This is a genomic window from Rhodovulum imhoffii, assembly GCF_003046545.1.
GTDB lineage: Bacteria > Pseudomonadota > Alphaproteobacteria > Rhodobacterales > Rhodobacteraceae > Rhodovulum > Rhodovulum imhoffii.
On record NZ_QAAA01000016.1, the window covers coordinates 20,925 to 32,806 of the forward strand.

At 62.9% G+C, this 11,882-nt stretch carries 10 protein-coding genes; 3 read left to right on the forward strand and 7 right to left on the reverse strand.

Annotated features, from left to right (window positions below; translation table 11 throughout):
• Positions 1-36: 36 nt before the first annotated feature.
• Both C8N32_RS11635 and C8N32_RS11640 read right to left on the reverse strand, forming a co-directional pair.
• Positions 37-1,362, reverse strand: coding sequence for a PQQ-like beta-propeller repeat protein (locus C8N32_RS11635; RefSeq protein WP_107893160.1), 1,326 nt, complete (start codon positions 1,360-1,362; stop codon positions 37-39).
• 22 nt (positions 1,363-1,384) lie between these two features.
• Complete coding sequence (locus C8N32_RS11640) at positions 1,385-2,026, reverse strand: hypothetical protein (RefSeq protein WP_107893187.1); 642 nt, start codon at positions 2,024-2,026, stop codon at positions 1,385-1,387.
• Between the two features lie 161 nt (positions 2,027-2,187).
• On the opposite strand from C8N32_RS11640, the gene C8N32_RS11645 reads away from it, so the two are divergent.
• Together C8N32_RS11645 and C8N32_RS11650 are read left to right on the forward strand one after the other, a co-directional pair.
• Complete coding sequence (locus C8N32_RS11645; RefSeq protein ID WP_107893161.1) at positions 2,188-3,312, forward strand: efflux RND transporter periplasmic adaptor subunit; 1,125 nt, start codon at positions 2,188-2,190, stop codon at positions 3,310-3,312.
• Positions 3,309-6,824, forward strand: coding sequence for an efflux RND transporter permease subunit (locus C8N32_RS11650; protein ID WP_107893162.1), 3,516 nt, complete (start codon positions 3,309-3,311; stop codon positions 6,822-6,824). The genes C8N32_RS11645 and C8N32_RS11650 overlap by 4 nt, the downstream gene beginning before the upstream one ends.
• 10 nt (positions 6,825-6,834) lie before the next feature.
• On the opposite strand, the gene C8N32_RS11655 is transcribed toward C8N32_RS11650, so the two are convergent.
• Positions 6,835-8,661, reverse strand: coding sequence for an ABCB family ABC transporter ATP-binding protein/permease (locus C8N32_RS11655; RefSeq protein WP_107893163.1), 1,827 nt, complete (start codon positions 8,659-8,661; stop codon positions 6,835-6,837).
• Between the two features lie 129 nt (positions 8,662-8,790).
• Here C8N32_RS11655 and C8N32_RS11660 point away from each other — a divergent pair, with 129 nt between their 5' ends.
• A complete protein-coding gene (locus tag C8N32_RS11660; protein ID WP_107893164.1) occupies positions 8,791-9,348 on the forward strand; it encodes an LOG family protein in 558 nt (185 codons plus the stop codon).
• On the opposite strand, the gene rarD is transcribed toward C8N32_RS11660, so the two are convergent.
• The 4 genes from rarD to C8N32_RS11680 all read right to left on the reverse strand — a co-directional run bounded on the left by rarD (position 9,285) and on the right by C8N32_RS11680 (position 11,881).
• Positions 9,285-10,193 carry an EamA family transporter RarD gene (gene rarD, locus C8N32_RS11665; protein ID WP_107893165.1) on the reverse strand — a complete coding sequence of 303 codons (909 nt, stop codon included), beginning with the start codon at positions 10,191-10,193 and terminating at the stop codon, positions 9,285-9,287. The genes C8N32_RS11660 and rarD overlap by 64 nt on opposite strands.
• A gap of 53 nt (positions 10,194-10,246) precedes the next feature.
• On the reverse strand, positions 10,247-10,684 hold the full coding sequence (locus C8N32_RS11670; protein WP_170106795.1) for an ester cyclase: 438 nt from the start codon (positions 10,682-10,684) through the stop codon (positions 10,247-10,249).
• A 48-nt stretch (positions 10,685-10,732) separates the two neighbouring features.
• Positions 10,733-11,188: an ester cyclase gene (locus C8N32_RS11675; protein WP_107893167.1), complete on the reverse strand. Its 456-nt coding sequence runs from the start codon at positions 11,186-11,188 to the stop codon at positions 10,733-10,735.
• An 87-nt stretch (positions 11,189-11,275) separates the two neighbouring features.
• On the reverse strand, positions 11,276-11,881 hold the full coding sequence (locus C8N32_RS11680; RefSeq protein WP_107893168.1) for a superoxide dismutase: 606 nt from the start codon (positions 11,879-11,881) through the stop codon (positions 11,276-11,278).
• Position 11,882 lies beyond the last annotated feature (1 nt).

Below are 11,882 nucleotides of genomic sequence, written 5' to 3' on the forward strand. Positions count from 1 at the left end.
TCCGCCTTCGATAAGACCCCTGCCGTACACGCGTGCTCAGCGGAACGCCAGCAGTTGTCCCTTCGCCGTCACGACATAAAGAATCCGCCCCGCCACCACCGGGCGCGAAGCCGCCCCGCCGGGCAGGTCCACTGTGGAAAGAAGCGCGCCGCTTTGCGGGCTGAAGCTGCGGATCACCCCATCTCCCGACGCCACGACCAGCCGCCCCCCCGCCAGAACCGGGCCGTAATGGGGATAAACCGCCTTGCGCCGCCGGACACGCTCCTTGGTGTAGTAAGGCATCTCCTTCGCCCAGACGATCGCACCGGTCTGCGCATCGAGCCGCACCAGCCGCGCCTGGTCGGAGATGAGATACACCGCCCCCCCGACCGGCAGCACCGGGCCAAGCGCGCCTTCCTCGGCAGTCCAGATCCGTTCTCCCGAATTGGCCCGGAGTGCCACGACGCGCCCGCTTTGGGTGCCGGTATAGATGACCTGCCCGTCGATCACCGGGTCCGCCGTGATGTCCATGACTTTTGCGTAAACGGTCCCGCGTCTCTGGCCGGAAATGGTGGCGGCCCACACGCGCACCCCGCTTTGCCGGAGCGTGGCGGCCAGTTCGGCGGAGCCGAAGGGAAATACCGCCAAGCGGTCCGAAATCGCGGGGGCCGCGCCACCGATCACCCCCGAGGGCGACGGCGCGCCCGGAAGTTGCCACTGGATGCGCCCGTCGCCGGCCCGTATCGCCCATGCGGTGTTGTCGCGGCTGACGACATAGACAAGCCCGTCCCGATAGGTGGGCGCACCGGTCACGGCGGCACCGGTGCGTTGACGCCAGATCTCGCGCCCCGTGGCCGGGTCAAGCGCAACCAGGGCCCCAAAGCCCGTGGAGACAAAAAGCTTGCCCTCTCCATGGGCAAGACCACCCCCGCTGGCTTCCTTCCCGCGTTCCAGCGCGGGGGTCAGGTCAGTGGCCCAAAGCCGTGCGCCGGAGATCGAAATCGCCGTCACCGTGGCCTGCGCATCCATGGCGAAAACCCGCCCCCCAACGACAACCGGGGCCGCGGTGATGCGGTTGCGTCGAGTGTTCCCCGCGCCGATATCGGCGGCCCAGATCTGCGTCAGGCTGCTGCCAAGGGCCGCGTGAGGCGACAGATTTTCAGCGGTTGCGTTGAGTTGCGGCCAATCCGTCACATTCCGTGCCGCGGGCAGCACGACCGCCGGGGCGGACCGGGCGGCAAGGGGGGCGTCCGCCTCACCCGAAACCCCTGCCAGCGCCTCGCGCACGCCGACCCGCTCCCCCGGCAGGATGAGCTCTTTCTCCGTGCATGCGCCAAGCAGTGCAAGGGCGGTGAAGACCAGGGCGCTTTTCTTGAAATTCACGTATCGTCCCCCAGTTTTTACGTCAGCGGGCGTCGGGAGCCTGTCCCAGCGCCAACATCAACTGCGCGGCGCGCTGACGCAAGCCTGCCGTGGCTTCCGCATCCTGCGCCAACGCCTCCAGCCGGGTACGGGCGGCCCCGGCGTCACCGGTCTCTATGTCGATGAGGGCAAGCTGCTCTTCCGCCAGCAGCCGGAACGGCGCACCGGGCCGCGCAAGAGGCGCAAGCAGCGCACGCCGGTCCTGCGGCGGCGTTCCGTCCATCAGCAACACCTGCTTGAGCGACGCAAGATGGCGATAAACCTCGGGCACACCCATATCCTGCGCCAGCGCCGAAAGCGTGGCGCGGGCGCTGTCCTCCTCCCCTGCCCCGGCCTGCTCCCCCGCAAGCAGCAGCACCTTGAGGGCGGCACCGTCCGGCGGGGGCTGCACGGCCGTCAGCGCGGCCACCGGATCCGCGGATTGCAACGCGGCCCCCAGGGCATTGCCGAACGCCTGTGCCTGCGCGGTATCGCCGGCTTTGCGCCATTCGTTGTAGGCCGCCCCCCCAACCAGGGCCACCACCAGCAAGATACCGATCCAGCCATAGCGGCGGAACAGGGCAAACAGGCGATCCCGGCGCACCTCCTGGGTAACTTCCTCGATGAAACTGTCAGGGTTGCTCATATCGGCCTCTTCGGGATTTGCCCCATGTAACGCAAGGAATATGCAAATGCCAAGCCCCGCCGGTGCCGACTTGCGACAGAAGAAAAATCCGTGCATCCCTTGTGTATCTTTGCAGGACGGAACATTTGACATACGTTCTGTCCAAAGCGACACGAGGCCCCATGCGCAAGATTCCGATGCTGACCGCCCTGACCGTGCTCGCCGTGCTGTACCTGATGGTTATGCAGCGCGATCTGGTCATGGCCGTCGCAGGGGCGGAACCGCCCGCCCCCAAGCCGCCTGCCGAACCGCGGGCCGGGGCGCAGATCCCGGTGGTCGCCCTGCAAAGCCAGGCCCAGACCGTACGGGAAGCCCTGCGGGTGCGCGGCCAGACCGAAGCCGCCCGCAGCGTCGAAATCCGCGCCGAGACTGCCGGACAGGTGATTTCCGAACCCCTGCGCAAGGGAAGTTTCGTCAAGGCGGGGGATCCGTTGTGCCGGCTCGATCCGGGCACCCGCGACGCGCGCCTGGCCGAGGCCGAGGCCAATGTCAGCGGTGCGCGAGCGACCCTTGCCGAGGCTCGGATCAACGACATCGCCGCGCGTGAGTTGTCCAAGGAGGGGTTCGCCTCGCAGACCCGCATCGCCGCAACCGCCGCTGCGCTGGAGCGCGCGCAAGCCGCGCTGCGCAGCGCCGAAGCCGCAATGGCCGCCGCACGCCGGGAGGTAGAAAACCTGACCATCGCCGCCCCCTTTGACGGGCTTTTGGAAACCGATGCCGCGGAGCTGGGAAGTCTCATGCAAAACGGCGGGCTTTGCGCCACGCTGATCCAGCTCGATCCGGTCAGGCTGGTCGGATACGTTCCTGAAACCGAGGTTGCCAAGGTCGAAACCGGGGCGTTCGTTGCCGCGCGGCTGTCCACCGGCGACGAGGTTACCGGGCGGATCGGCTTCATCGGCCGCTCCGCCGATCCCGTGACACGCACATTCCGGGTGGAGGCCGAGATTCCCAACCCCGACCTGACCCTGCGCGACGGGCAAACCGTGGAAATGACCATCTCCGCCCCCGGCCAAACGGCCCATCTGCTGCCCCAGTCGGCATTGACGATCGACGATGACGGCCGCATGGGCGTCCGGTTGGTGCGGGGGGGGTTGGCCCGCTTTGCCCCCGTGCGAATCCTGCACGACACCGCAGAGGGTATCTGGCTGAGCGGACTGCCCGACAGCGTGCAGGTCATCGTCGTCGGGCAGGAATTCGTGACCGATGGCGTGCCGGTCAGCGTAAGCCTGCGAGAGGCGGCCAGATGACCGGTCTGATAGACTGGGCCGCCGCCCGCGCGCGGATGGTTCTGGCGTTTGTCGTGCTCTCGCTTGTCGCGGGGTGGACGGCTTACACGAGCCTGCCGAAGGAAGGGGAGCCGGACATCGAGATTCCCGCGCTCTTCGTGTCGGTCCCCTTCCCCGGCATTTCGGCCGAGGATGCGGAGAAGCTGCTCATCAAGACGATGGAGACGGAGCTTTCCGATCTCGAAGGTCTCAAGGATATCACCGCAACCGCACGCGAAGGCTATGCCGGGGTGGCGCTGGAATTCGAATTCGGCTGGGACAAGACCAAGATCATGGCCGATGTCCGCGACCGCATGAATGCAGCCGAAGGCAAGTTCCCGGAGGGGTATGAGAAATACTCGGTCAACGAAATCAATTTTTCCGAGTTTCCGATTATCGTGGCGACGCTTTCGGGCGATGTGCCGGAACGCACGTTGCTGCGGCTGGCGAAGGATCTGCAAGACCGGCTGGAGGGCATGGAAGCGGTCCTGGAAGCCCCGCTTGCCGGGCACCGGGACGAGATGGTGGAAGTGGTTATCGACCCGCTGCGGCTGGAATCCTATAACGTCACCGCCGCAGAGCTGATCGGCATCGTGACCCGCAACAACCAGCTTATCGCCGCGGGAGAGGTGGAAACCGCCACCGGGGCCTTCGCGGTCAAGATTCCGTCTTCCTTCAGTTCCGCGCAGGATGTCTACGCATTGCCGGTGAAGACCAATGGCGACCGGGTCGTTACACTGGGCGAACTGGCTGAAATCCGCCTGACCTTCGAAGATCGGGCCTCCACCGCCCGGTTCAACGGTCACAAATCCGTGGCGGTGCAGGTGGTCAAGCGGAAGGGCTTCAACATTATCGACACCTCAACCGCCGTGCGCGCCCTTGTCGGAGAGGAACGCGACCGCTGGCCTGAGGAGTTGCGGCAGGCGGTGCGGGTGGACTTCTCTCTGGACCAGTCCACCACGGTCGATTCGATGGTCCGCCAGCTGGAAGGGTCGGTCCTGACGGCAATCTCACTGGTGATGGTCGTGGTGCTCGCCTTTCTGGGAACGCGTTCGGCGCTGCTGGTCGGATTCGCGATCCCGACATCTTTTCTGCTGTGTTTCGTGTTGCTGGGGCTGATGGATGTGGCGGTTTCGAACATCGTGATGTTCGGGCTGATCCTCGCGGTCGGCATGCTGGTGGACGGGGCCATCGTCGTGGTTGAATACGCCGACAAGCGCATTGGCGAAGGCACCGGCCCGATGCACGCCTTCACCGAGGCCGCCAAGCGCATGTTCTGGCCCATCGTCAGTTCGACAGCCACTACGCTTTGTGCCTTTCTGCCGATGCTTTTCTGGCCGGGCGTCCCCGGAGAATTCATGGGCATGCTCCCGGTAACGCTGATTTTCGTACTGTCCGCCAGCCTGCTGGTGGCCCTGATCTACCTGCCGGTGATCGGGGGGCTTGCCGGGCGCTTCTCACGCATCCTGTGGCGGGCCACGGCATGGGTCCGGCCCCTGCCGGTCAGCCTGCGCGCGGGGATGTTCGCGCTGGCGCTGGGGACCATGTTCGTCGGGATGATGAAAATCCTTAACCCCGCTTACCTGCTCCCCGTCGGGGGCGTTTTCCTTGGGGCGATTCTGTTCGGGTTTGGGGCGGTCGGGGCATCGATCGCGGTCAATGCGCTCAAACCGGAACCGATGCCCGCGCCGGTTCAGGCCGGGCGGCCCCTGCGTGCCTTCGGGCGGTTTATTCGGATGCTTACCGCAAACCCTGTGATGCCGGTTGTCACGATAGGTGTGGTCATCGCCTTCGTGTTCTCTGTTTTCATGATTTACGGCAAGAACAACAACGGTGTCGAATTTTTCGTGGAGGGCGAACCGGAACAGGCCATCATCTTCGTACGGGCGCGCGGGAATCTTTCGCTGGAAGAAAAGGACACGCTGGTACGGCAGGTCGAAGACATCGCAATCGGCTACCGGGGGGTCATGAACGTGTTCGCCTTTGCCGGCGAAGGCGGCCTGACGCAAAACACCGGCGGCGCGCAACCGCCGCTGGATACGATCGGGCAGGTGCAACTTGAACTGATCCCGTGGGAAGATCGTGCCGGAATCGCGGAACTGGACGGGGACGTTATCCTGGCCGAGATTGAGGAACGGCTTTCCACCCTGCACGGGATCAAGACGGAAATCCTCGTCCAGGCGCGGGGGCCGGCCTCGGCAAAGCCGGTCCATTTACGCCTGCGCGGAGACGACTGGGACAGCCTGAAAAAGGCTGCGCAAACGGCGCTCGGGCAATTCGCGCAAACCGAGGGGCTGACCGATATCGAGGATACCATGCCCCTGCCCGGCATCGACTGGCAGATCGACGTGGATGTCGAACAGGCCGGGCGCTACGGCGCCGACGTGGCAACCGTGGGCGCGATGGTGCAGCTTGTAACCCGTGGAATCCTGCTGGACACGATGCGCGTTCCCAGTTCGGATGAGGAAATCGATATCCGGGTGCGCCTGCCGCAAAAGGATCGCGTGCTGTCCACGTTGGATACAATGAAGGTGCGCACCGAGCAGGGGCTTGTACCGCTGGCCAACTTCATCACCCGCACGCCGGTGGCACAGATCGGGCGCATCAACCGTGTCGACGGCGACCGCTATTTCGACATCAAGGCCGCCGTAAGCGACGGCCTGTACCGCGAGGACGGCGTGCGCATCACCGCGACCGAGCGTATCGAAACCCTGACAGAGTGGCTGGAAACCGGCCCCCTGCCGCCGGACGTCACCTGGGAATGGACCGGCGACCAGGAGGACCAGGAAGAATCCGGGGCCTTCCTGAAACAGGCATTCGGGGCGGCCCTGGCGCTGATGTTCCTTATTCTTCTGGCGCAGTTCAACAGCTTCTATAACGCAGTATTGGTGCTTTTGGCGGTTGTCCTGTCGGTGACAGGCGTTCTGATCGGCATGATGGCGATGGGGCAGCCGTTCTCCATCATCATGACGGGGACGGGCATCGTCGCGCTGGCGGGAATCGTGGTGAACAACAATATCGTCCTGATCGACACATACCAGGAATACAGTTCTTACATGCCAAAGCTTGAGGCCATTACCCGCACGGCAGAGGCCCGGCTGCGCCCGGTCCTGCTGACCACGGTCACCACGATCGCAGGCCTGTCCTCGATGATGCTGGGGCTGAGCGTCGATTATTTCAACGGCGGCTATACCATAGACAGCCCCTCGGCGCTGTGGTGGAAGCAGTTGGCCACGGCGGTGGTGTTCGGCCTGGGGCTGGCGACGGTCCTGACGCTGTTGGTCACGCCGTCCCTGCTGGCGTTACGGGTCTGGGCAACCAAGGGCGCCTATGGGGGGCTGAGGCGGATTCTGATCTGGCTGGAAGGGCCGCAGGGGCGAACCAGGCGCGATCTTGACCTTGAAATCGCGGCGCGTCGCCACGACTCACCGGAGATGATCTGGACAGACGAAGCCCCGCGCCCGGCAACCTCCCCCGTGCGCGCGGCGGAATGATCGGGCATGATCAGGCCGCCTCCAGGTCTTCTCCGCGAAGCTGGCGCGCCCACATCGCCGCGTAGCGTCCGTTGAGTGCAATCAACGCATCGTGGGTGCCGCTTTCCACCACGCGCCCGGCTTCCAGAACGACGATTTCATCGGCATCCACGATGGTCGAAAGGCGATGCGCGATGGCAATCACCGTGCGCCCTTCGCCCATCGCCTTCAACTCATCCTGGATGACGGACTCGGTTTCGCTGTCAAGGGCGCTGGTGGCTTCGTCCAGAACAAGGATCGGCGGGTTTTTCAGCAAGGTCCGCGCGATTCCGACGCGCTGTTTCTCACCCCCCGACAATTTGAGGCCACGCTCACCGACGGCCGTGTCATAGCCTTGCGGAAGCGAGACGATGAAATCATGGATCTTGGCCGCCTTCGCCGCCGCCTCGATCTCGGCCCGGGTGGCATCGGGGCGACCGTAGGCGATGTTGTAGAGGATCGTATCGTTGAACAGCACCGTGTCCTGGGGCACCACACCGATAGCGGCATGCAGGCTGTCCTGTGTCACATCACGCAGATCCTGCCCGTCGATCAGAAGTGCGCCGTCGGTGACATCGTAAAACCGGAACAACAGCCGCCCGATGGTGGACTTCCCCGCGCCCGAAGGCCCGACGATGGCCACCTTCCGCCCGGCCGGGACACTCAGGCTGATGCCCCGCAGAATGGGGCGTTCGGGATCGTACCCAAAGCACACGTCGCGCAAATCCACCCGGCCGCCCCTGACCTGCAAATCGCGGGCGCCCGGCTTGTCGGTGACCTCGGCGGGTTGTTCAAGCAGGTCAAACATCTCTGCCATGTCCACCAGCGACTGGCGGATCTCGCGGTATACCGTCCCCAGAAAATTCAGCGGCATGGTGATCTGGATCATATAGGCGTTGACCATCACAAAATCCCCGACGGTCAAAGCCCCCGCCTCCACCCCGCGCGCGGCCAGCACCATGACCCCTACCAGCCCCGCGGTAATCAGGAAGGACTGACCGAAGTTAAGAAATGCCAGTGAGTAGGACGTTTTCAGCGCCGCCCTCTCGTAGCCTTCCATGGCCCGGTCGTAGCGGGCGGCTTCGCGGGCTTCGGCGCCGAAATACTTGACGGTTTCGAAATTGAGCAGGCTGTCGACGGCCTTCTGGTTGGCGTCGGTATCCTGCGTGTTCATCTCACGGCGAATCTGCACACGCCATTCGGTCACCTTGAAGGTGAACCAGACATAAAGCGCAATCGTCACCACCACGATGGCCAGATACCGTATATCGAACACGAAGAAGAAGATCCCGGCGACAAGCGTAAGTTCCAGCACCAACGGGCCGATACTGAACAGCAGAAAGCGGAGCAGGAATTCCACCCCTTTCACGCCACGTTCGATGATACGGGACAGGCCCCCGGTCTTGCGGGTCATGTGATACCGCAGGGACAGGTTGTGGATATGAGTGAACGTCACCAGTGCAAGACGCCGCAGCGCCCTTTGGGCGACGCGGGCGAAGATGGCATCGCGCAACTGCTGAAAGCCGACATTCATCAGGCGCGCCATTCCATAAGCCACCGTCAGCCCGATCGCCCCAACGGCCAGCATGGTGGCCGGGTCGTCCTGCCCGGTCAGGCGATCGACCGCAGCCTTGTAGAGAAACGGGGTCAGGACGGAAACCACCTTGGCCAGCACCAGCGCCAGAAGCGCCAGAACCACCCGCCGCTTTACCCAGCTTTCGCCCTTGGGCCACAGGTAGGGCCCCACCCGCCGGATGGTGCGCAGGGCTTTTTCGCGGTCAAGGCGGGAAAGGTCGGCGGTGGTTGGTCTGGGCGGCATGAAACGGCCTGGATTTTGCTGAACGTCTCAGCCTAATCCGTTCGGGAGGGAAACACCAGAACCGCACCGCTTGCGGGACTCGGACAGGGGGGCTAACAAAACTGGAAAAGTTTTGATCAGGGGACAGCCATGACTCGTTTCAAGTCTTCCGTTTGCGTCTTTTGCGGTTCCCGCGATGGGGGAAACCCCGCCTATGCCGAGGCGGCCGAGGCCACCGGGCGCATGATCGCCATCCGCGGCTGGCGGCTGGTTTACGGGGCGGGCGATGTCGGCCTGATGGGGCGCGTGGCGCGCAGCGCCCAGGAAGAGGGCGGGGAAACCTTCGGTGTCATCCCCGGCCACCTGTGTGAGCGTGAAGTCGGCAAACGCGATTTGTCCCACTTCGTGATGACCTCCAACATGCACGAACGCAAAACGGTGATGTACGTAAACTCCGATGCCGTCGTGGTACTTCCGGGCGGCGCCGGGTCGCTGGATGAGTTTTTCGAGGTTCTGACCTGGCGCCAGCTTGGCCTGCACGCCAAACCGATATTCCTGCTGAACACCGACGGTTTCTGGACCCCTCTGGTGGATCTGGTCGATCATTTCATCGCCGAAGGCTTTGCAGAGGCAGACCTGCGCGATTACATCCGCGTGATCCCCACCGTCGACGCGCTGGAGGCCGCCCTGCGCAGCGCCCTTTCCTGACGCAGCGCAGAGACCGAATAGAGCGCCAGCGCCGTCCAGATTCCCCCGAATGCCAACCCGTGCCATTGGGTAAAGATCTCTCCGAAAACAAAAGTTGCAACAAGGAACTGGAGGGTCGGGTTGATGTATTGGATCAACCCTACGGAGGCGTAGCTGATCCGCCGCGCGGCATAGGAGAACAGGATCAGCGGCGTTGCCGTCAGGGGACCGGAACAGACCAACAGCAAGCTGTCACGCCAGTCCTGGCCGAAAGTCTCCGCCGGGCCGGCCCACAGCCATATCAGGGCCAGAGGGGTGAGCAAAAGCACCTCCCCCGTCACGGAAAGAACCGGCCCGGCCTCCACCCGCCCTTTCAGCAAGCCATAGGCCCCGAAACTGAGCGCCAGCGCCAAAGAGATCACCGGCACCACCCCCAACCCCAGCGTCAGCCCCAGAACCGCCAGCGCCGCCAATCCGACCGCCAGCCATTGCACCGGGGTCAGCCGTTCCCCACGGAACAGGACCCCGAACACCACTGCGACCAGCGGAAAGATGTAGTAGCCAAGACTGGCCTGCATCGCCTTGCCCGTCTGAACCGCAGAAATGAACAGGAACCAGTTGAAGGAGATCGCCAGCGCCGCCAGAACCACCCACCCCACCCGGTGCGAGCGCACCAGCCCCCACACCTGTCCCAACCGTCCCTGCACCGACAGCACGAACCCGAAGAAAACCAATGACCAAAGCGTGCGGTGGGCCAGAACCTCCGGCGCGGGCACATGAGAAAGAAGCTTGTAATAGATCGAAGACAGCCCCCAGATGACACAGGCTGCGACAATCGCCAGAACGCCCCGGGCCGGATCTGACATGAGGAATCTCCATTTTCGGTCCGGCTTAGCGCGTGGCGGAGACGAAAACCAGATCAGGGAGCGGGTATGAGAGCCCGCCCCAGAAGGCAATGCTCACGCGCGCGGGGGGGTATCAGGCCGACTTGCTCAAAAAGTGAAAGGAAATCTGTCTGGTCGTGTCCTTCGACCATGCGGCCACCGACGACACGCGCCATGATATGGGTCCGGGTCCGAACCGAAACCCCCGTGGCCTGGTGCCGCGCCGTGATCAGCACGCGCATCGCGACCCACTCCCCCTCCTGTATGCTGCGCAGGGTGACATGACGAATTTCATCGAACTGCGCGGTCACCATCTGCTGCAATCGCAGAAATTCCTGCATCTTTTCGGCCGTTCCGTCTTCCAGCCGTGAAACCTTGGCAAATTCGATGAACATTTCGGAAATCGCCGAAGAGTCCTTTAAATACCACGCGCGATGCAGGAATTTCTCGACAACTTCAGCAAGGTTTTTCATTGAGGCCTCCTTTTGCATTATCAGCGATAACACAAAAGTACACCCCCGTCAGTTCGCCTTCTGATCGACGAAGCCGGCAAGGCGGAACTGCGCCCCCAAAAGGCACATGTCCCGACTATTATGGGGCAGATGGCCGGTTTGTTCGAAAAGGCGCATGTAATCGCCCTGGAAATGCATCTCGGCAATTTTTCCCGCCACGATCCGTGCCATGCACTGCGCTTCCATTTGGTAGGGACTCTCCCGATAGGTGCCGGTAAAGACGCACCGCAAGGCAACCCAATCCCCCTCTTCGATACTTTTCTGCACTTCGAAACCGATGTTCTTGTATTGCGAAAGAAGCAGGCGCTGAAACCGCAGCATTTCGCGCTTGCCGTGCAGGGCTTCCGCCTGCAAGCCGGTCAATCTGGCAAAATCTCCAAAAGCCTCTTCCACAACGTCCACTTCCCCCAGCGTGATCGCCCGGTAGAGAAAAGATGCCACGATTTCAGAAAGTTTCCCGGTCATATGTCCCCCAGCTGTTGCTGGGAGACTTATAACAGGAGGTGATTACATTGTCATCGGATCGCCCAAAGGGCGAGCCTGTTTTTTTTCTCACCCCGGCAAGCGACTGGCCACGTTTTCCCAGTTCACGAGATTTTCCAGGAAATTGGTCAGATAGGCCGGGCGTTTGTTCCGGAAGTCGATGTAATAGGAATGCTCCCACACGTCACATCCCAAAAGTGCGGCCTGATCGAAACATAACGGGTTCACGCCGTTTTCGGTCTTGGTCACTTTCAGCGTACCGTCGCTTTCCGCCACCAGCCAGCACCACCCGGATCCGAACTGCCCCGCCCCGGCGGCGGCAAACTCTTCCTTGAACTTCTCGACCGAACCGAAGGCATCTTTCAACCGGGCTTCAAGCTCTGCCGGCATGGCGGATTTTCCGGGCCCCATCATTTCCCAGAACTGGGTATGGTTCCAGTGTTGGCTGGCGTTGTTGAAAATCCCGTTCTGGGCCACGGTCCCGGGCTGGTAGGTACCGCGGACGATATCTTCGAGAGATTTGCCGGCCCACTCCGTCCCCTCGATCAGCTTGTTTCCGTTGTCGACATACGCCTTGTGGTGCAGGTCATGGTGGTATTCCAGCGTCTCCTTCGACATGCCCAAATCGGCCAAAGCATCATGGGCATAGGGAAGCTCGGGAAGTTCGAATGCCATT

What these genes read in the sequence shown, in the direction of transcription:
- C8N32_RS11650 (WP_107893162.1), top strand. Translation starts at nt 3,309, where the DNA reads ATGACCGGTCTGATAGACTGGGCCGCCGCCCGCGCGCGGATGGTTCTG.
- C8N32_RS11640 (WP_107893187.1), bottom strand. Translation starts at nt 2,026, where the DNA reads ATGAGCAACCCTGACAGTTTCATCGAGGAAGTTACCCAGGAGGTGCGC.
- C8N32_RS11680 (WP_107893168.1), bottom strand. Translation starts at nt 11,881, where the DNA reads ATGGCATTCGAACTTCCCGAGCTTCCCTATGCCCATGATGCTTTGGCC.
- C8N32_RS11670 (WP_170106795.1), bottom strand. Translation starts at nt 10,684, where the DNA reads ATGAAAAACCTTGCTGAAGTTGTCGAGAAATTCCTGCATCGCGCGTGG.
- rarD (WP_107893165.1), bottom strand. Translation starts at nt 10,193, where the DNA reads ATGTCAGATCCGGCCCGGGGCGTTCTGGCGATTGTCGCAGCCTGTGTC.
- C8N32_RS11660 (WP_107893164.1), top strand. Translation starts at nt 8,791, where the DNA reads ATGACTCGTTTCAAGTCTTCCGTTTGCGTCTTTTGCGGTTCCCGCGAT.
- C8N32_RS11655 (WP_107893163.1), bottom strand. Translation starts at nt 8,661, where the DNA reads ATGCCGCCCAGACCAACCACCGCCGACCTTTCCCGCCTTGACCGCGAA.
- C8N32_RS11675 (WP_107893167.1), bottom strand. Translation starts at nt 11,188, where the DNA reads ATGACCGGGAAACTTTCTGAAATCGTGGCATCTTTTCTCTACCGGGCG.
- C8N32_RS11645 (WP_107893161.1), top strand. Translation starts at nt 2,188, where the DNA reads ATGCGCAAGATTCCGATGCTGACCGCCCTGACCGTGCTCGCCGTGCTG.